The organism is Granulosicoccus sp. 3-233 (genome assembly GCF_052681095.1).
In genome coordinates, this window is record NZ_JBQYLE010000002.1 from 794,413 (window position 1) to 815,109 (window position 20,697).

The 20,697-nt window shown below is 55.9% G+C and carries 17 protein-coding genes; 13 read left to right on the forward strand and 4 right to left on the reverse strand.

Features of this window, described 5'->3' with window-relative positions; translation table 11 throughout:
• Positions 1-20: 20 nt before the first annotated feature.
• Positions 21-353, reverse strand: a complete 333-nt coding sequence (locus ACUNV4_RS08295; RefSeq protein WP_430878041.1) for a c-type cytochrome — start codon at positions 351-353, stop codon at positions 21-23.
• A gap of 117 nt (positions 354-470) precedes the next feature.
• Positions 471-1,712 carry a PQQ-dependent sugar dehydrogenase gene (locus ACUNV4_RS08300; RefSeq protein WP_430878042.1) on the reverse strand — a complete coding sequence of 414 codons (1,242 nt, stop codon included), beginning with the start codon at positions 1,710-1,712 and terminating at the stop codon, positions 471-473.
• Positions 1,713-2,272: 560 nt separating this feature from the next.
• Between ACUNV4_RS08300 and ACUNV4_RS08305 the strand changes: the two genes are divergently transcribed.
• The 13 genes from ACUNV4_RS08305 to ACUNV4_RS08365 all read left to right on the forward strand — a co-directional run bounded on the left by ACUNV4_RS08305 (position 2,273) and on the right by ACUNV4_RS08365 (position 19,477).
• The gene (locus tag ACUNV4_RS08305) at positions 2,273-2,914 is read left to right on the forward strand and encodes a hypothetical protein (RefSeq protein ID WP_430878043.1); all 642 of its coding nucleotides are present in this window, start codon (positions 2,273-2,275) and stop codon (positions 2,912-2,914) included.
• Between the two features lie 227 nt (positions 2,915-3,141).
• Positions 3,142-6,186: a hypothetical protein gene (locus ACUNV4_RS08310; protein ID WP_430878044.1), complete on the forward strand. Its 3,045-nt coding sequence runs from the start codon at positions 3,142-3,144 to the stop codon at positions 6,184-6,186.
• A gap of 240 nt (positions 6,187-6,426) precedes the next feature.
• Positions 6,427-6,729 (forward strand): LuxR C-terminal-related transcriptional regulator, encoded by a 303-nt coding sequence (locus tag ACUNV4_RS08315; protein ID WP_430878045.1) that lies wholly within the window; start codon positions 6,427-6,429, stop codon positions 6,727-6,729.
• Positions 6,730-7,033: 304 nt separating this feature from the next.
• Complete coding sequence (locus ACUNV4_RS08320; RefSeq protein ID WP_430878046.1) at positions 7,034-8,404, forward strand: hypothetical protein; 1,371 nt, start codon at positions 7,034-7,036, stop codon at positions 8,402-8,404.
• 15 nt (positions 8,405-8,419) lie between these two features.
• Positions 8,420-8,905: a hypothetical protein gene (locus ACUNV4_RS08325; protein WP_430878047.1), complete on the forward strand. Its 486-nt coding sequence runs from the start codon at positions 8,420-8,422 to the stop codon at positions 8,903-8,905.
• A 99-nt stretch (positions 8,906-9,004) separates the two neighbouring features.
• Positions 9,005-11,083 carry a CHASE2 domain-containing protein gene (locus tag ACUNV4_RS08330; protein ID WP_430878048.1) on the forward strand — a complete coding sequence of 693 codons (2,079 nt, stop codon included), beginning with the start codon at positions 9,005-9,007 and terminating at the stop codon, positions 11,081-11,083.
• Positions 11,084-11,136: 53 nt separating this feature from the next.
• Entirely contained in the window at positions 11,137-14,490 is a 3,354-nt protein-coding gene (locus tag ACUNV4_RS08335; protein WP_430878049.1) for a hypothetical protein, read from the forward strand.
• Between the two features lie 50 nt (positions 14,491-14,540).
• Positions 14,541-15,227: a Crp/Fnr family transcriptional regulator gene (locus ACUNV4_RS08340; RefSeq protein WP_430878050.1), complete on the forward strand. Its 687-nt coding sequence runs from the start codon at positions 14,541-14,543 to the stop codon at positions 15,225-15,227.
• 73 nt (positions 15,228-15,300) lie between these two features.
• Positions 15,301-15,801, forward strand: a complete 501-nt coding sequence (locus ACUNV4_RS08345) for a DUF3592 domain-containing protein (RefSeq protein WP_430878051.1) — start codon at positions 15,301-15,303, stop codon at positions 15,799-15,801.
• A gap of 399 nt (positions 15,802-16,200) precedes the next feature.
• A complete protein-coding gene (locus ACUNV4_RS08350) occupies positions 16,201-16,950 on the forward strand; it encodes an aspartate/glutamate racemase family protein (protein ID WP_430878052.1) in 750 nt (249 codons plus the stop codon).
• A gap of 237 nt (positions 16,951-17,187) precedes the next feature.
• Positions 17,188-17,904 carry a DUF2520 domain-containing protein gene (locus ACUNV4_RS08355; protein ID WP_430878053.1) on the forward strand — a complete coding sequence of 239 codons (717 nt, stop codon included), beginning with the start codon at positions 17,188-17,190 and terminating at the stop codon, positions 17,902-17,904.
• Positions 17,905-17,927: 23 nt separating this feature from the next.
• The gene (panB, locus tag ACUNV4_RS08360) at positions 17,928-18,716 is read left to right on the forward strand and encodes a 3-methyl-2-oxobutanoate hydroxymethyltransferase (RefSeq protein ID WP_430878054.1); all 789 of its coding nucleotides are present in this window, start codon (positions 17,928-17,930) and stop codon (positions 18,714-18,716) included.
• Positions 18,713-19,477 (forward strand): pantoate--beta-alanine ligase, encoded by a 765-nt coding sequence (locus ACUNV4_RS08365; protein WP_430878055.1) that lies wholly within the window; start codon positions 18,713-18,715, stop codon positions 19,475-19,477. The genes panB and ACUNV4_RS08365 overlap by 4 nt, the downstream gene beginning before the upstream one ends.
• 1 nt (position 19,478) lies before the next feature.
• On the opposite strand, the gene ACUNV4_RS08370 is transcribed toward ACUNV4_RS08365, so the two are convergent.
• Positions 19,479-19,964 (reverse strand): GNAT family N-acetyltransferase, encoded by a 486-nt coding sequence (locus ACUNV4_RS08370; RefSeq protein ID WP_430878056.1) that lies wholly within the window; start codon positions 19,962-19,964, stop codon positions 19,479-19,481.
• A gap of 39 nt (positions 19,965-20,003) precedes the next feature.
• A complete protein-coding gene (locus tag ACUNV4_RS08375) occupies positions 20,004-20,492 on the reverse strand; it encodes a hypothetical protein (protein WP_430878057.1) in 489 nt (162 codons plus the stop codon).
• Between the last annotated feature and the right edge of the window lie 205 nt (positions 20,493-20,697).

Sequence of the window (20,697 nt, forward strand, 5' to 3'; positions counted from 1 at the left end):
CGGTGCGCAAGTTGTCATCATCACTCGGGCGGCGTGACCTCGACGATGAAGGCTGCATACCAGGCTGCCAGTTGTGCAATCTGTTCATCGGACAGAGGCTGCGCGATCAGTGACATTCGACGATCCTGGCGCGCTCCTGATCGATAATCCTTCATGCTCTTCTCCAGGTACAGTGCTGACTGCCCAGCCAGGTTCGGAACCTCGGGGTCGGTAGCCATGCCTGTCTTGCCGTGGCAGACACTGCATTGTCTGGCCAAGGTCTGACCGGAAGACGGCTCCTGCGCTTGTGCCTGATCGTGAGTCAGAGCCGAACCGAGGAACAGGGACGACGTTAACAATAGAGACAGTTTCATGTGCTTGTGGATGATCAGCAGATACTGACGGCAATCTCGGTGCCGGAACGCCGGTGGGGCAGGCAGCGCCGCAATGGGTGCGCCTGCCTCACCGTCATGTTTCGAGGTCAGAGAGCCTCACTCGGAATAACTGATTCGATAAATCGCATTGGCGAAGTCATCGGAGACCAGCAGCGAGCCGTCCTTCATCTGGACGACATCGACAGGGCGGCCATCGTACTCACCGTTTTCATCGATCCAACCCTCTGCAAAAGGCTCTGTCGTTGCCGTACCTTCTTCATCGATGAATGTCACCATGACCCTGGCTCCGACGGGTGTCGTCCGGTTCCAGGATCCGTGCTGAGCCGAGAATATGGCATTGCGATACTTTTCCGGGAACATGTTGCCGGTGTAGAAGCTCATGCCCAGATCGGCTGCATGCGCAATGGTTTCCGAGGCCGGCATGACCACGTCAACGGGAACTTCCTGGCCTTCGTATTCCGTCGTGCGCACGGATCCACCTCCATACCAGGGAAATCCGAAGTGCTGGCCCATCTCGGTCTGTCTGTTGATCTCTCCGGGCGGAATGTCATCGCCCATGCCATCGACCTGATTGTCGGTCCACCACAGCTCTCCGGTGACCGGGTGAAAGTCATGACCGACCGAATTTCTGACACCGTAGGTATAGACTTCGCGATCTGTCCCGTCACGATTCATGCGAATGATGCCGCCAATGCCGGTTTCCTTGTACAGATCCATCTTTTCCGGCGGGAAGACATTGAAGGGCTGGCCCAGTGAGATGTAGAGCTTGTCATCCGGTCCAACCTTGATGACTCTCGCCGTGTGGTTGTAGCTTTCCTCTTCAACCGGGATGAGTGTCCCCTGCGGGACGATAGGTACCGCCACAACGTCCGGGCTTTCGTGGAAGAATTCGGCTGCCGGATACATCATGACCCGATTGCGTTCGGCAATGAACAGAAAACCGTCCCTGGAAAAGGCCACGCCATTGGGTACATCAAGCTCCAGCGACGGTGCGAAATCCTTGACTTCGTCGGCGACTCTGTCCCGATCGCGATCCATGACTGCCCACACCTTGTTCTTCTTGGTGCCGACGAACAGAACGGTGCCTTGAGGGGCCATCGCCATGTGTCTGGCGTCAGGCACCAGAGCATAGAGCTCTATCTTGAATCCCGGAGGCAGGGAAATACCCTCCAGTACCTTGCGCAAGGAGTCTGCTGACTTGCCGTCCTGCTCGACAACCGTGTGCTCCTTGGTGCCGGTTACCTTGAAGGCACCCAGTTTTTCAAGGTTGGTTTGAGCGCTGCTGACTCCCGCCATCAAGGTGCATGCTGTGGTGACTGCGCCAATCAGATATTTCATTGATCCCTCCAGATTGTTGAAAATTGCTCCAGACCTTATCGTTTACGCGGTTGATGAAACAGTCCCCAGACCAGGTGGCAAACCATGCATCAACGAGATACGTTGACGGCCCGTGGCTGTATTTTCAGCCATTCAGGGCGGCAGCATCGGGGCCGGTATGTCGGATCCGAATGCCTGGTGAGCAACACCGCAGCGCGGGTTCGACATGCCTGCGGACATGAACTGCATCGACCGAGAATGAGGGTAACCAATTCGATGGCGAGATACCAGCAGTTTCATGCACAGGGATACAGACCCTGCTGACGGGCCGGTCATTCCGAGTTGCATTGTCTGACTGGTTGCCGACCCCGGTCGGTTCCGGTCAATCGTCAGCTCATCCTGTCTGAGCGGGCTTGATTGCATGGTTGATATCACCCCGCTGGGGGATGGTCAGGATGCAGCGCCCGTCCTAGGGTGTGTGTCAGCACCGGCGTCACATCTGTTCGCCACAGCCTGAAGTCGACGAATGCTGGTCGGACAACGCTGGTGCCCCGTTCCCTTCTGATAAAGGAGTTGTTGATATGAACGCACTGTTGAAAGGTACAACGCTGGTGGCCTCCTGCCTGTTCCTGAGCGCCTGTGCCACCGGCCCGTTACTCGAGGAAATACCGCTGGATGCGGACCTGCCTCCTGTCGAGAAGCCTGTCTGGTCTGTAGGTCAGAAGCAGATTACCCGGGACAACCTGTCTGGAGAGGAATCCTCCTGGGAGGTTGTGTCAGTCGATGAGCTGGATCGTGTGACGGCCAGATCCAGCAATGGTTGTCAGTGGACGGTTCCGGGGGAATGGTTTGCCGGTGTGGAGCGTTGGGAGAACTGCGGGGGCTCTGACGGTACTCGTACACTGCTCGAGTCGGAAGGCACACTCTGGCCCCTGCAGGTCGGCAGGGAATCGACGTACCGCTATCGTCTGGATTCCAGCAGTGGCAACACCAGAGTGGAGAATATCAAGTGCCAGGTTGCCAGTCAGGGACGAGTTGTCGTTGCTCAGGGCGAGATGGATGCGTTCCGTGTCGAGTGCGTCAGGAAAGATCCCTGGGCAACCGAAACCCGCACCTGGTACTGGTCGCCGGATGCCGGAGAGATCAAGTTCATACGGCATGACACCAAGGAAGGTTTGCGTACGGATATCGATGTGGTGAGCAGGAGCACTGCCGAGCTTTGAATGTCTGCTGTCCATCTGCACAGTGTGTTGTCTGCAGGCTCGAGCCTCTCGAGCTTGCACAGCGTAGCGAGCTGCCGACAACAGCGTTCCGTCTCATCCCATCTCACCGTCGTTCCCGCTCGAGGTCCCATCGGCTTGGCTGAACCTCCGCGTCTTGCGGGTGAGCAGCCATCGCAGTCGGCCATGGACCGGGCAAGGATTAAGTTTCATTCGACCAGGAGTTCTTCATGAAGATCCACCGACCTGTTTTCACTGTGCCGTCTCGGTGCTGTCTGCCGCTGCTACTGCCGATGGCCGTGCTTGTTCTGCAGTCCTGTAGTTCCTCGGGAAGCGGCAATGACTCTGTGGTCGATCCGGGAACCGGTGGCGCCGGCGAGGACACTGAGCAGATGGCCGACGCGGTCACTTATCCCGACGACTTTCTGCAAGGCTTCGAGAATCCTCTTGCAGAGGGTTTTGATGGCGACAGTCTGTATGTGCACACGTTCAGTTTCGCCGAATCCACCGGCAGCTCCGGGGCGGCCATGGAGGAAGAAGGTATCATACTGCGTGCTCGAAGCGATGGTAGTGGGTATGCGAATCGATATGCGAGTTTCTCGACGATGCCGGAAACGGCGGTTCTGACGGCGGCCTTTGACGAGCGTACCTCCCTGTCGCCGGGCACCGATTCGTCGGCGTCGGTATCGATCAATGCCGTTCTGTTCCGAACCTCCGCGGACACCGGCCTTGAAGGGAATCGTTCACCCGACGGTAACGTCAGTCTGTTCTATAGCGTATCGATCAACGCCGCCGGTCAATCCGTCGCGCTGATGTGTCTGGACATCTACGGCGAGACTGGTTATGAGCCTTACGTATTCGGGGAAGAGGGTGCTCACTGCTGGCAGGCACCGAGTAGTCTGAATCTGACTGAAGGCGAAGAATTCCGGTTCGGTTATGATCTAGACCGCGCGGGTCGCAGCCTGTTGGTGCACTTCAATGATCAGGACGAAATGATCATCGATCTGCCTCATGAACTGCATGAAGTACCCGGTGAGCGGATTGGCGTTCAGGCCATCCAGGAAGGGGGAGAGGGGGAATCTGTCGTTCGCCTGACACGTTTTCAACTGGATGATGAGCTCTACGAACTGGCGGCGGACAATGTCGTTCTGGATCGCTTGGCCATTGCACAGGATAGCGGTTCAGGACCGGTAGAACCCCTGCAGGCAGATGGGCAATTGCGCTTCGAGCTGGCGTCCCCGGATGGCAACTACCGGGAAGGCTCCGTGCAGCCTCTGCACCCATCGGATTACCTGGAAGCCGTGCTGACATTGTCCGGTATCACCCTGGGTGAGCGAGGTCGGGTGCAGGCAAGACTGGAAAACACGATGTACAACGCGTTGCCACTGGATGCCAGAGACGGTCGTACAGGCGATGTACAGGCCTCTGTTGAACTGATCGCACGCCACGATGGAACACGGGAAGCACTGGTTTGCCTGGTGGAATCCCTGGACCGCGAATTCGATGACAGGCAAGGCCTGTTGGGCGGCGGAGACAGACGGTGTGAGACTCTGCCCATGAATGTGTCGGTGGATACACCGTATCGCGTGGCCATCGCACTGATTCGCAGCACATCGACCGTGATATTCCGGGTGAATGGTCAGGTGTTCAGCGAAGAGATCGGCAGCGAGATCAATGCTGCCAGTGAACCGTCAGCGCGCATCATCCTCAGTGTTGATGATGGGGCCAGTGTGGTGATCTCTGTCGACAATATCCGAACATCACCCACCGCCCTGACGGCATCGGAACTGAGTGAAGGGCTACTGAGCCCACCGCGTTTTCCTGCGCCTGAAGAGCCCCGCGTGGCAGAGTCCGATGTCTCGCCGGTATACGATCATGGGCAACGCCTTGATTTTGTCGATGACTTCAGCACGGATAGCATGACGCTGGCCTTCAACAGCAATGTCGAGCGCGGGTATGCAGGCATCGGCTATTCCGAAGGCGCATTGGAGCTGCGTACGGCCAGCCATCAGGAGAGTACGGACAACAGCAGCTACAGCGAGGTATACCTGGGCGGAAATACCAGGCGCATCAAGGCGAAAGTGAGTCTGTCCAGCGAGACGGACCTGCCGTCGGATCCGGATTCCAGTGCGCAGATGCGACTGCAGGGCACGCTGTTCAGAGACAATCAGGATTACCCGCTGAATGACACCACGGGCGATATCTATACCAGTATCGAAATCAATGTGAGAGGTGATGGAAGGCGCCGTGTCCAGTTCTACGTCAGCCGTCGAGTACAGGGAGCTGACGATGAGCGCTTGGCAATCCTGGACGGAGATAACGGTGGCCATTTCGAGGACATCGTGCCGGAACTGGACACCAGCTACGAGCTGGGTATCGAGCTGGATGCCGGGCGCAACATGCTGGTCTTCTCGGTTGACGACAAGGTCCGGGAATTCCAGCTGCCCTGGCAGGCGTATACGGCAGCTCGCAACGATGCGATCGTACAAGTATCGCACCAGGGGACATCGGGAAGAGCCGTGGGCAGGGTGTACCAGGTTGAAACCGATTCGGTATTGGAGGCATTCAGTGAACCATTGCCGTTGATCGGTCCCTACCGGCCGTTGTTTGCAGCGAGATTCCATTCCCAGGAGGTCCGGATCAGCGACGGGCGCTTGCATCTGTCCAGCGATGCACGCATCCCGGACAGCCAGCCTGCGCGGGTCATTGCGCGCGGAGTGTCGGATCATGTGGGGGCCGATCTGAAGCTCTCATCGCAATCGGTGGTATCCGCTGACGCTGATGTGCAAGGCCGGATTTCAGCTCGGGTTGGCGGCTTGATGTATCGTGCTGCCCTGGTTGACAACCCACAGGGAGATACCGGCAGTGTGTTTGCGTTAGCCTCTCTGGTGGCCACCGATGATGGAGAACTGTTTGCCGAGTACTGTGCCTTTCAATCACTGGACAGTGAGTTCGACAATGCTGTGGAGCTGCTTGGCGGTGATGAGAATGCCTGTCCGCGATTTGCCACCTCGATTCAGTGGGATACCTACTATCCACTGAGTGTTGCTTACCACAAGGACTCCGCCACGCTGGAGTTCAGGCTGGGTTCCGAGTCAATGTTCTACGCGATTGCCGTCGATACGATTCCCCTGGCCGAAGGCTATCAGGGAGCCCAGGCACGTGCATCCGGAGCTTCCATGGCGGTGGTTCATATCGACAATCTGGCGTTTTCCGCTGCGCCTGTGGCGCTGGCGGAATCCACACTGCGACTGCTGAAGAGCGACGCTCGCTGATTGCCATCTACAGCTTGTATCGGACCCGGTGGCAGGGACGCCACCTGCAAAGGACAGCACCGACTATCGACACTGTGTGAGAAAACCCACAACCTTGACAGTCATGCGATGAGATTCTGCCTGAAACCCATGTGATGGAGATACACCGTGATTCAGCTTGCCGACAGCAGATTTGGCAATACCGCATCCGTTTCGCAGGTTTGCCACTCATCAGAAACACTCGAAAACCGGATAAGCGGTTTGACAGAAGAACAGCTCCATCAACTGAACGCACTGCTGACGTCTCGAATAGCAGGGTTGAATGCCTTTTCCGGTGACTCATCGCGGAAGAAGGACGCAGAAGGCCTGCATTGTCTGACCGTTCGCGAGCAGGAAGTGCTGACCTTGATCGCCAGTGGCTATACGAGACCTGAAGTGGCTGCCGCGCTGGGAGTCACGCGCAATACGGCAGCGACGCATATTGCCAGTATCTACAGAAAACTCGACATCGGATCGATTGCCGAGGCAACCATGCTTGCGGTTCGCTGGGGCGTTCTGGGGTGAATCACATGCAGTTTCTGTCGGTTTTCGATTAGACAAAAGAATAGCCTTGTACCTCCATGGTCAGGTGCTTCGGGAGGGTCAATCAATTGACTGTTTTACAACGAGTTCAGTTGAGTTATGGTGCCATGGCAATCGCTGAAAACGAACGACTTGTATTCTTGTGCTTGCAGTTCGGTACGTGTCTGAAGCGGGGCATGAGCTGGCTTGATCTTGCCCCTGCAGCACGGGCGGTGAATCATCATCTGTCAGGGAGAACAGTATGAGTGGTTTCGGAAAACGTGTCATGTCTGGAGTTGCGGCTGCCATGCTGCTGCTTCCGTTGAACCACGCATTCGGCGCGGATGGGACGTCTGGTATCAAAGGGTTGGAGGAAGCGCTGGATATCTGGAGGCTCGAGAACACCGAGCATGTTCCAATGCAGCTGTTATGCACGGGATATGGGCCCATGGCCGAGCTGATGAAGGAAGCGGCAGAAAATTCCAGAAAGGATGATGGTACGTATGATGTGAGCGTTCTCCTGTCGAAGTTGCAGGCACTTGTAGAGACTGATCTGGATATAAAACCTGAATACAGGAAATCCGAGGCTGGTGAAGCCAGTGAACTCGAGATGACACTGCGGCTGTGGATCGCATTTTCACTCAGCTACGACAATCTGTGTGAATCAGCGGAAGACCTCTCCAGGTTCTATTATGAAGTGCGATTCAGCCCGTATCGCCGATGGATTGCCGGAGAAGAAGACGAGGAAGGAATCGCATCCTCCTTCTATGCGAACAATATCTTCCAGCACTGGCACGATGTAGGTTTTCTGTCGGATTTGAGTTCATTGAGTGATGTCACTCTATTCGGAGAGATCGCTCTGGGTGTCGATGATGAATTCGGTGGAGAAACCACTTCGGATCATTCGGCAAGTCTGTCCTTCGCTCTGTCCAGAGACAAACCTCACGCATCTGATTCAAAAGCGTACGAGAACCATGGTTTCAGGCCTCATGCATACAGATCACAGGCTCCGTTTGACGGGGTCAGTGTTGTCTCTGGTGTCGCTCTGGAAGGTGGGGGGCACAGTGCAATCAAGGGTTTTCTGGATCTTGGCTGGCGCATGATCGAGAACAGGAAGTCCGATGATGGTACTCAAGGCAGCGAAGATGGTGAACGCAGTAAGGGTGCTGTTTACAGCAAAAGCGTTATCAGCGATTGGTCTGTCGGTTTTACCAGTCGTCATAGTGATAGCGGCGTATCGGGTGAGTCACTCAGCTTCGGCGCGGCAAGGCGTTGGACGAATTCCTGTTCCAATCTGTGCCGGGAGAGCTTCAGGGAGTTGGGGGCGTTATACAGCTACAACTGGCTGGATGCCTCGGGAAGTGATCATGACGGTAATGCCTACGACATCTACGTCGCTTATGAAGCCAAGACGCCACTCTCCTCCGTTTCCTTGAGAGCCGAGCTGGGATATGGGAAATACATCTTGCCGAATTTCAGCGCTTCGCCGGTCACGTTTGATGATGAAGAGTCAGGCTATGCGACCGTGAGCCTTATCTACCGGCAGCCGTCTGACTACTACTCTTCAGACAAGGTGGCGGATGCGTTACCCCCCTTGACAAACATCCCCCTTGTTTACAAGCCTTTTCGCCGATCAGGTTCGCTTCGCGGCCATAGCCGTGCTGATGAGTACTATTAGCCAGGAGAAAATTTCATGAGTATCAAGAACAGAGTCAAAAGACCCTGCAGCAGGATTTCCTGTTGCTGCATGCTGGGTCTCCTGCTGTCGTCCTGCAGCTCGGACAAGACTCCACAAGTCTCACCTGAAGTGGCAAGCAGGTTCGTGGGTACATGGGTTCGTGACGATGGCGGCATTGCTTGTGAAACCAGTCTCGACCTGGTTGAAGACAGAACGTACACCTGGTCATCCAAGGAGGAACGCGTAACCGGAAACTACACACTGTCGCCCGTACCGGAAAGAGACGATCTGGTTTATCTGCAGATGAATTTTCTCGTGGACAATCTGGAGGAGGATTGTGATGACAATGCGGCTGATGATGCAGGGGATGGATTCGACGTCTACGTGAATTTCCCAGATGACAACACGATGTACTGGCTCGATGAAGACAGTGTGCTGGCGGGAGAGGCAATTGACCCTGGGGATGCGGCACTGTTGGCATGGGAGAAAAGCACAGATTGAACTTGATTCGTCCATTTGAAAAGCAGTAGCAACAGCACGTCACCGGCGCCACGGCATTCTGGCAGCCTGCCTGTTCACGGGAACAGCTCATGCGGGGCCTTGTGGAAGCTGTCTGTCTTTCTACTGCCCGGCATTCTCTTCATGCTGTCCGGACCGGTCGTGTTCGAGTACGAAGAGGCAATCAGTCTTCCAATGCTGTACCACGCCAGAGATTTCCGGGAGAAACCCGCCATACCCGATGACATTGTGGTCGTCACGCCTTATGAGTTCAGCGATTTCAATGATCCCGGTAAATTGCGCTTCTGGGATCGACGTCACCACGCCGCAGTCATGGAGCGACTGGTGGAACTGGGGGCGAGGGTGATAGTCGTGGACATTCAGTTTCCGTTGGCGAAACCGGAGGAGGACAAGGTTCTGGTTGCAGCCATGATGAAGTCGAAGGGGCTTGTATTGATACAGAATGCACAATCCAGATCGCTGAACCGTGCGGGGGACAAGGCTTATTCACTGCGAAACCCGGTCAGGCCCTATCCGGAAAATGCGTCTCTCATGGCGTCTCCTGCGGTGTCGGCTGAATCGGCTGAAGTGAACAGAGTCCCGCTGTTCAATGTCATCTGGCACGATTCCCTTCAACATGAGTGCTATGCCTATCCCGCTCGAGTCGAGGACGATGGCCGAGATTCGGCGAAGCAATCCGTCATGGCGGTCAGTCTTGCGCCAACCCTGGCATTCACGGTTCTGGAGCAACACCTGTTGCTTGCCATGCAGGCAAGTGATCGGCATCGTCAATGGGCACAGGCACATCTGCGTGAGAGCCTGATGTCCAGGCCTGCTTGTGATTTGATGAACTCACTCAGGAGCGCCTACAGACAGGGGCGGATGACGGGTTTCCCCGACTTTGTCGAGCCTGACAGTCAACAGTATCTGATGCGTTGGCGTGAGGTTCTGAGTGAGCAAAAACGTATCAGGGAGAATGATGCGAGTGGTCTTGCCACGCTACACCTGAACTACTTCGGACCACCAGGGAGCATTGAAACCCTGACCTATGCCGAAGTGATGAACATGCGTCAGGCCGTTGCCGGAAATCGCGTCACGGACAGAACGGTGTTTCTGGGTGGTTCGTTCAAGGAGGTCGATGATCAGAAGGAGGACGGCTACCGGACCGTTTATACCGACGGTGGCCGGATGATGTCCGGTGTCGAAATCAATGCCACGGCGTTTGCCAACCTGAAGTCCGGCATGGGATTGCATTTCGTCAGCCGATGGGGAAGCTTCCTGATGCTGTTCGGCTCCACTTGCATTCTGTGGTTTGCTGCCTCACGACTGAGCGTTGTCTGGTTTGCGCTGTTCGCTGTTCTGGAGGTCACTGTCGTGGTGTTTGTTGCCAGCTGGCTCTTCACGGTTTTTCATCTATTGCTGCCCCTGGCGACGACCCTGACTCTGTTGGCCCTCATGATGATGCTTGCGGTGGTATGGCGATTCAGACTCTCCAGCCTGGAACGTGATCGTGCCATCAACCATCTGAATGCATTTGTTTCCGACGCGGTGGTCAGGCAACTGGATACGGATCACAACCATGAGGTCGAGAAGGCGGTCTGTCTGGTGACGGACATTCGCAATTTCACACAGATGGGCAAGACAATGGCACCGGGCAATCTGCACCTGATGAATGACGCCTATTTTACTCATCTCTTCGATTGCGTATCCAGTGAGGGGGTTGATGTCGTCAAGACCTACGGTGACAGTTTGACGGCGGTCTGGATGTCGGGCTCGGAGGAGGCAGTCGACCGTGCCGTCAGAGCCGGATTGAAGATTCTGGCGACAACAGGTCGTGGATTTCATGCAAACACGCCAGGCCTGGAAACGCATATCGGGATGCACCGAGGGGATCTGGCCATCGGTTTTGTCGGTAGCGACAAGCGCAGGACGGTTGAAATCACCGGTGGCACGGTCTATCTGGCCTCCAGGCTTGAACAGTTGAACAAAGTGCTGAAAACGCGTTTTCTGGTAACCGCCGATGTAAAGGTGCTCCTGCGCAATCAGCAGGTCCGATCACGAGGCTTGCACGAATTGAAGGGGTTTGATTCTGCGGTGGAAGTATTCGAAATCGGACTGAGACAGAATGCCGTGTCGAACAACGTCAGTAGTGAGCCGAAACGGGCTGTAGACATGTATTGAGCAGGCAGTAGATCGCCTGTTTGCCACCGAACGAGACTGGAGCTTGCGGTGCCGTGAAGATCGTATTGCAATGGTTATCGGCAATCTTCCTGTGGGCCGGATTGGCAAGCATGGCCCACGCCGAGCAATGCCGGGGACGAGAGTATATCGGTCATGTGCAATCTTTCGACAACGATGTACGTATCGTGGATGGTCGTACAACTGCGTCCAGGCAGTTGAGTGGCGATGATGCCAATTTCCGTGCAGAGGCAGGCATCATCTGCAGCGGAGACGAGGTCCGAGTGGGTTCGGATAGTCATGCCTTCCTGTTGCTGATCGAATTGAACTCGCTGGTGAGGTTGGCGGAAAGCTCGGTGCTCGTGCTGGGTAGAACAGAGCGGGCAGGTTATCGTGAGGTACTGGCGGCCATCGAGGCCAGCGGCCCTGTCGATCTGTGCCTGCAGGTTCTGTCGAAAAGCTGGTTGCGATTGCGTCAAGGGGCCTTGCGCCTGTTCACCACGCAGGAACAGAATCTCGACATCTATACCGAATTCATGAACGCCTCCATAGAGGGCACGGAATTTTCGGTGCTTGTCACTGAAGAGCTGACACGGGTCGACGTGGTTCAGGGGGAGGTGGCGATCTGCAACGCACAGGGGCCGGACACCCCATCTTTGCAATCCGGTGAGTCAGGGCGCTCGAAAGGCGGGGCGGCTCCCGAATTGATCAGTCCGCAAGATGCTGCACAGTGGGCTGTGTTTTTCCCGGAGATCAACGTGGACCACGCACTTGCACCGGCTACACGGCGGGCCATCGAGCTCGCCAGACTTGGCCGGGTCGAGGAGGGGCTGAAACTGATTGCCGACAGTGATGCAGCGTTCGAACTGGCAGTGAAAGCCATCATGCAGCTGATGTTGAATGACACCGAGAGTGCGTCAGATGACGCCACGATGGCGTTGTCGTCCGACAACCAGGAGCCATCGGCATGGTTGGCCCTGTCCTACGTACAGCAGGCCAGGTTCAGGCTGGGGCAGGCATTGGACAGTATTCGCTCGGCACGTGACCTGGCACCCCTGCGGGCTGATCTGTGGATCAGAGAGGTAGAGCTTCTGCAGATAAATGGTTTTCACCGGCGGGCAAGAGAGGAAGCCATATACCTGGTAAGGCGATTCCCCGATATAGCCAGGGCCCACAGTGCCGCCGGTTTTCTGGAATTGCATGATCATGAGTTGCCATCTGCCAAACGATCTTTCGAAGCCGCCATGCTGCTGGATCAGAGGGACCCGTTGTCACGTCTGGGGCTGGGTCTGAGTCATATGCGGGAGGGTGATTATTCCCGAGCCAGGCAGGAATTGGAAATTGCCGTGAATCTGAGTCCGTTGCAGTCCATGCTGCGCAGCTACCTTGGGCGAATCTATCTCGAACTGGGGCTCCGCGAACAGGCTGCCGAACAGCTGGAACTGGCTGTGGCACTGGACGCCAATGATCCGATTCCACGCTTGTTCAACGCCTTCGTGGAACAGCAGCAGGGGCGCGTCCCGGCGGCATTGGCCGAACTGGATGCCTCGATCGATCGGGTGGAGCGTCGTGCAGCTTATCGTTCGAGTATCGACAGAGACGCCGACATGGCTGTCGTATTGAGTTCCCGCGCGCGAATCTATGAGCAAATGGGCTTCGGGAATCTCACCTTGCTCGATGGTGCTGAATCCCTGCAGGAGGATCCCGGCTCCTATGTCGGTCATCGCCTGATGGCAGATGCATTCCTGAAGCGCCCGCGTCAGGAACTGTCACGGCAAAGTGAACTGTTGCAGGCGAAACTTCGTCAGCCATTGAACAACAACCCGAATCAGTATCGTCTGTACGACTCACGCCTGGATGCGCTGCGAGATGTGGGGCCGTTTGCGTCGTCTTTCAATGAATATACACGCCTGTTCTCTCGCGAAGGCATGTCGGGGAATCTGGGAGGCGTGGTGGGGTCTCATGGTACCCGTGGTATCGAAGGACAGTTCACTGTATTGGGGCGGCGAACTCTGGCAGCACTCAGTGCGTATGAAGCGTCTACCGAGGGGCTGAGGGGGAACCGGGATGAGCGGCTTGGCATTACCTCGATTTTTCTCCAACGTCGATTGACGAACAGGCTGGAATGGCAAGCGGAGCACCAATACTCGGACTTCGAAGGCGGGGATGATTATCTCGGTTTCGAACGGGCTGTCCATGATGAGCGAGCAAGAAACAGAGAGAGTCAATCTGCCAGTCGGGTCAGCGCACATCTGCGTCCGGATGCGGCCAGTTCCTGGCTGGTCAACCTGGAGCATGGGCGAGTGAGGGATGATTCGGATGAGCACCGTGAGGGAGCTATCCGGACGCGGGATCGTCTGCAAGGGGAGGTGATGGATGTCCAGTACACCCGAAGTCTGCTCAGCGGCGATATCGTGGGAGGGATCCTGTTGAGCCAGCAAGAGCAGACATTCAGAGAGTTTGGCATTGGCGCTGGTGATGCTCAGGGTTTGCTGGCGCAGGAGCGCCGGGATGTGCGTGAATCATCCCTGTACGCCTACTGGTACAAGCCTGTGTACGATGGCCTGGATACCCGCCTGGACGCGCTGTTGGGCTTGAGTATCGATCGTGGTTCCGGTCGTCGGGGTCGGGATGGCGAATCGCTCAACCCCAAGTTGGGCCTGTCATGGAAGCGGCATGGCACTCGCGTGAGACTGACGGCGGCAAGGACGGTGAAGCGCACCCTGATCAGCCGGCGGTCTCTGGAACCCAGCCAGGTGATGGGTTTTTCCCAGACGCTCGATCAGCCCTGGGTCGATCATTCCCGACTCCTTGCCTGGGGAGTCGACCATTCCTTTGCCAGGCGGAGGGCGTCCGCTATCGGCCGGACGAGGGTGGGAGTAGAGTATTCACATCGACAAACCGTCGTGGCCAGTGAAGCGGTACGCAAGCCGCAGTCCGTCGAGCAGGAACTCAAGATGTTCCTGTATATACCCTGGTCTGCAACGGCGCTTTCGATGGAATGGTCCGTATCCGATTGGGCCTGGCGCGAGGCGATCGGGCTGCCAACAAACGAAATCAAGACTCGCCAGAGGAGCGTTGGTCTGACTCACCGGCTTGATCTGGGTCTCAAGCAATTTCTGTCGGATTCGCTGTCGCTGTCGGCAGTGGCAAGATGGCGAGCTCAGGATGGGCGCTTTTACAACTTCAGCAGCAATTTCTACCGCGAGGGGGTATCCCGCTTTCTGACCTTCGATGCCTTGTTCGAATGGAGGCTGAGTGGCTTGAGCCAGACAGGGTTCAGAACACGGTTGTCCATCGGCGTGGAAAACGTACTGGATGAGCGATTCCGGTTCGAAGACGAGGATCCGCTTGACCCGAGGGTGGCCTATGAGCGCACGGTACTGCTCAGGTTGGAAACCCGGTTTTGAACAGTTGAAAAAACGACAATGCCAGGACTGTCACTGATGACAGAGCACTCATGAAACCTGCGGCCTTGACCTTGAGTGTCTTTGACATATTCCAGGGCCTGTCATCTGCGCAGCGAGCCGAAGTCGCTGCGCAAATGACCGCTCGACAATACTCGGTCGGGCAGTGCGTCATATCAGCAGGTACGACGCTGCGCACGGTCCATTTCCTGGTCAGCGGTCGGGTACGAGCGTGTGCCTACAATCACTCGGGCAGGCAGGTCTACTTCGAGGACCTTGTCCCGGGCATGATGTTCGGTGAACTGGCGGCACTCGATCATGGCGATCGATCCAGTGATTGCATTGCCATGGAGAACAGTCTTGTCCTGAGTCTGGAGCAGCAGCAGTTTCTGCAGGTGCTGGATGATCTTCCGGAGGTCAAGGATCGGGTTCTGCTACGTCTGGTTGGCATGGTGCGCCGGCAGTTGCAGCGCGTATTCGAGTACACGACATACAGTGTCAATCAGCGCATTCGTTTCGAACTGTTGCGACTGGCTTCGGAGGCGGGAGAAGTACATTCCCCTGTAGTGCTTCGATCTGTCCCTACGCAGGCGGAACTCGCGGAGCGCATCAGCTCCCATCGCGAAGCGGTTTCACGCGAATTGAAGTTGCTGGAAGCTGAAGGTTTGATCACCTGGAATCGTCACAGCCATATCATCCACGATCAGAAAGCTCTATTGAAGCGTGCCGGTTCTTCCTGAACCTGTTTCATGCCTGTCTGGCAGACCTGTCGGTGACTTCCGTATGGTATGAATATTGATGGCATTGCCAGCCATGAACGCCTTGGTCAACGAGCTTGCAGCATTCTGTTCCCGCATCATGGAAGGTGAGCGGCAATCCATTTTCCTGCTGATCTCGATGTACTGTTTTCTGATGCTGGGTTATTCAGCCCTTCACCAGATCCGGATGCGGCGATGGCCGAGCACAATCGGCCATCTGGCCACCATCGGAAAAAAGGTGTTCGAGGTTCACACCGGGCGTTCGGAGACAAGCTACAGGCTGAATGCCCTGTACGAGTATGGAGTGAACGGAAGGACGTATCAGGGCAATCGTGTCTCCGCATGGATTGTGATCGCCAGTCGTAACGCGAAAGGTGTTCTGGATTGGCAATCACGTGGCGTGGAGCTGCTTGGTGATGATCAGGTGCGCGTTTTCTACAATCCGGGAAAGCCATCGAAGAGTGTCCTGATCAGGCCCGGTCAGGTTGGTCTCGCCGTGACCGCGTTCGGCGCATTGCTGCCTCTGGGGCTACATTTGTTCCACTACTACATCTAACCCCCAGTCCCGGCAAGGGTACGATACGCTGGAAGCACGTTTCGGCCCTGAGGGTCATTGGCGGTCGTGAAGCAATGGAGTATTCCCACCCGCATGTGCTGGATGCCGACACGATTTTCTTCATCGGCTCCAATACTGATAGTGCAGCCACGGAGCGCCCGACGCTCCATGGTGACCTCGGTTTCAGGGCATTCATGCATCCCGGTATGCAAGAGCCGCAAGTGGGCAACAATCTTCATTGAAATCCTGTTTCTTCCACAGGAGCAAGATTGTTCCGTTTGTGCCATCTTGTTAGAAGCCGGCAAGGCAGGCAATCTTCCCTGTTTCCGGTGAGACAGTCCGTGAAGCCTGTTCGAGAATGTACGTACCCGAATTCAAATTCTGACAAGAGAAAGCAACATGTCCATGGAACACGGTGGTAAGTCTGTCTACGGTGCCACTCTGGGTATCATCATGCTGGAAGCCACTTTTCCACGCATCAAGGGTGACATGGGGAATGCCACGACCTGGCCTTTCCCGGTTCAATACAGAGTGGTGCGCGGTGCAAGTCCGGACAAGGTGGTTCGTCAGGACCCGCGGGACATGATGGAGGAGTTTGTTGCCGCCGCCAGGGATCTGGTTGCATCCGGGTGTGATGGGATCACCACCAATTGTGGGTTTCTGGCGCTCATTCAGGAAGAGATTGCCAGGCAGGTGCCGGTACCGGTGGCAACATCTTCCCTCATGCAATTGCCCATGATTCAGAAGCTGTTGCCCGCCGGCAAACGTGTGGGCATCATCACGATCTCGAGCAGGACATTGACTGCCGAGCATCTCAGGGCTGCAGGTATCGACAACCCGGAGAATGTGCCTGTCGTGGGTACCGACAATGGTCGTGCCTTCACACACGGTATTCTGGACGACCAGCCATCCATCGATTTTGCGGACTGCAGACTGGATATGCTGGATGCGGCTCGTGAGTTGATCTCGAACCATGACGACATTGGTGCCATTCTGTTCGAATGTACCAACATGAGTCCCTACGCGGCAGATGTTCGCAAGGCTACCGGACTTCCAGTGTTCTCCATCTATTCCTTCGTTCACTGGTTTCATCAGGCCCTGGTACCCGATTCATTTGCACTGACTCTGGATGATCCTCGATACTTGTAACCAACCAGGGAGTTCACGTGCATTCCTCGTCATGGTCGTGGCAGTGGTTTTGAACGGCGCAGCATTGAACGATCGTTTCCCGTAACCCCGGACAAGGTCCCCGCAGACTTTCCGCGGGTCAGGGCGAGCGCACTGTCATACCAAACCGGTCAAGCGAGCCGTGACAGGCAGATTCGGTTATCATCTGCCTACTCTTGCGCTCCATGGTGAGCTCTGACATGACAGTGGAAGCGTACAGTGACGCAGCACAATACCCGGTATCTTGTTGTTGGCAGCGGCAGAATGGCGACTCACTGGACGGCCTATCTGGGTATGCTGGGCATGAACTGCAGCCAGTGGGCTCGTGCCAGCGATGATGCTGCCGCATTGACATCCCGTCTGGCGGATGCGGATCAGGTATTCCTGGCCATATCAGATGACAGCCTCGAAGGTTTTCATGATGAGCATCTGAAATATTTTGCAGGGCCTGTCTACCATTTCAGCGGTTGCCATCTGTCACCGACAATGCGCAGTTGTCATCCGTTGATGACGTTCGGTACCGAGCTCCACGAGCCTGACGTCTATCGTTCCCTGACTCTGGTGCTGGAGTCGGAAGATGCCGATGGCCCGAGCCTGTTCAGTGGCTTTCCGAATCCTGTGGTCAGCATCCCGGCTCAGAGCAAACCGCTTTATCATGCACTGTGCGTCATGTCCTGCAACTTTCCCCAAATCATCTGGAAGAATACCGTTGCCCGATTCAAGCAGCTGGGTGTCTCGGCCGATTCCCTGTCGCCCCTGTTGTCGGTAACACTGGAGAACTCCCTGAATATTCCGGGTGGCAGTGTGACGGGTCCACTGGCGCGAAACGATGCATTGACCATCGAGAAGAATATCCAGTCATTGCACAGTGATGCCGAGAAAGAGTTGTATCGGAGTTTCGTTCGATTCATGCAATTGCCTGACAGCCGCTCATAACATCCAATCATGCGAGCAAGCACGTGAAAATCACAGATTTCGGGAAATACAAGCAGGCGGGCAGAAAGATTTCCATGCTGACCTGCTACGACTACTGGACTGCAAGCATCGTTGAGCAGTCCGATGTGGACTGCCTGCTGGTGGGTGACAGTCTTGGCATGGTGATGCATGGCCATGATAGTACCGTGACGGTCACTATGGACATGATGGAGCTGCATACTCGGGCCGTGGTGCAGGGTGCTCCATCGAAATTCATCGTCGGTGACATGCCGTTTCTGAGCAACCGAGGTTCACTGGACAAGAGTCTGGAAAACGTTCACCGGCTGATGACGGCCGGTGCCCAGGCGGTCAAGATCGAAGGTGTGAAGGGAAATGAAACACTCATCAGTCATCTGGTGGATTCCGGCGTACCGGTCATGGGACACCTGGGGTTGATGCCGCAGAGTGTCAACACGCTGGGAGGTTACAAGGTGCAGGGCAAGAGCCAGCAACAGGCGGATGAGATCATCGCCCAGGCGCTGCAGGCGCAGGCCTCAGGTTGCTTTGCGCTGGTCATCGAATGTGTACCGACATCATTGGGTCTGTCACTCAGCCAGTCTCTGGACATTCCCGTTATCGGTATTGGTGCCGGCGTACATACCGATGGCCAGGTCCTGGTCATGCAGGACATGCTGGGTGCCTTCGAGCACAATGCCAATTTCGTCAGAACCTACTGCAATCTGCAGGAGACACTGCAGCAGGCGTTCGACGGATTTGCCGAGGATGTCAGGACCGAACAGTACCCGAACACGGACGAAAGCTACCCATCATGAATATTCATCATGGTGTTGCTGCCTGGTTGGCCGCATGCGAAGGCGGAGATGTCCTCGGCAGAGGACTGGTGCCGACCATGGGAGCTCTGCACGAGGGTCACGGGTCACTCATCCGGCAATGTGTCGCTGAGAACACGCAGAGCATCGTGACCATCTACGTCAATCCGACTCAGTTCGAGAATCCGGACGATCTCGGCAATTATCCGGACAGTCTGCAGGATGACATCCATTATCTGGAGAGTCTGGGCGTGAGCGATCTGATCCTGCCTCAATACAAGGAATTGTATCCGTTTGATTTCACTCTGTTTGTAGATGAATCACTGGACTCGAAAGTTCTGTGCGGCAAGAACCGGACGGGGCATTTCAAGGGTGTCTTGTCGGTCGTGATGAAACTGATCAACCTGACACAGGCGCGACGTGTGTACTTCGGCAAGAAGGATTTTCAGCAGTACCGTCTTGTCAGCAAGATGGTAGAGGCCTATTTCATGCCAACCCGGATCATCGGCATGGACACTGTCAGGGATGAGCATGGTCTTGCCCTGAGTTCTCGCAACCGACGGCTTTCCGACGAACAGCTGGTGTTGGCCAGACGGATGAATGTCTTGCTCCGGGACGGGAGTCTGTCGACCGAAGAGATTGCCGATCAACTGAACAGCTGGGGGTTTCGGGTGGACTACTGTGAAGAGCGCTGGGGCAGACGCTTTGTCGCCGCTTTTCTCGGTGAGGTTCGTCTGATCGATAACGTCGAGATGACGCCGTAGATCAGAGCGTCATGAGCATTTCGTGCCAGGTCATTCCGCCGTGGTCGGATTGTGATGGCCTGATGTAGCTGAAGCCGAATCTCTCGTACAGAGGCACATGACGTTGCCTGCACATCAGGTGAATGCTCTGCTTGTCCATGTCGATCATGCGTCCGATGAATTCCTTCATCAGGGCAGTGGAGAGGCTCTGGCCTTGGTACGCAGGGTCAACCACGACTGACAGAATGACCACATTGGGGGCCTCGGGAGAGTGGCCGATGAGTTCCTTGAAGGCTTCGTCGGCCATTTCGACATCGTGGGCGCATCCGCAGTTGATGAAGCCAGCCAGTTCACCGTCGATTTCCAGTACCAGAAAACCCTCCGGGTATGTCTCGAGGCGCTGTGTGATCTTTTCCAGAGTCGCCGCCTCGTCGCCTTCGTAGGCCGAGCGCTCGATGTCGTGACATCGGGACGCGTCCGAGGGGGTTCCCGTGCGAAATGTGTACATTCAGGTTTGCCGGTTGCCAGCGAGCAGTCTGGTGCTGCGCTACTGCATCTGTAACTTGTCTTGAAGCCAGTTCTGGATCTTTTCGCGAATGGTCACTCTGCGAACGCCCCATTGGTTGGCACTCTGGTAGTCGACGCAACTCAGTGTGTAGGGTTCGTCGTCACTGATCAGGCCGCTTATCAGTATATCCCGGGGCGGCTGTGCCTGGCGCCAGACACCGTGAATTTCGGGAGGGCAATGGAGACTGAACCAGTTGTCGCGTTCATGCTCCAGCACTTGCGCCAGACCGCTGCGGGTATCGGGCTCTATGGTGATCTCGACGGTCACGACATCGCCGTTGTCATGCAGCTTGTCGATCTCGCTGGTGGTGCAGACGCCTGCCGTGTCGAAGTAGCTTTGCAACAACTGCTGAGACAGACTGGCCTCTTCGGCCTGCGGCAGAACCATGTTTTCCGCTCGCGCGACAGTCACGGAAAACCACAAGGCTGCAGCGGCGAGTACTGTCAGACTGCATCGTTTTCTTTTCACCATGATGATCCATTATGCCAGAGCGTTGTCGTGCGTGGGCATCATGTCGAAGCGCATTGTTGCCTGCGCAGGTACCCATGATGCAAGCTCATGGATCTTTGATGCCAAGCGGTAAATAATTCAGGCTCTCAGACATGATACATTTGCGTCACAAAAACGCGTGAACCCAGGAAGCGGAAATACCCTTGTGTATACGAAGGGTTTT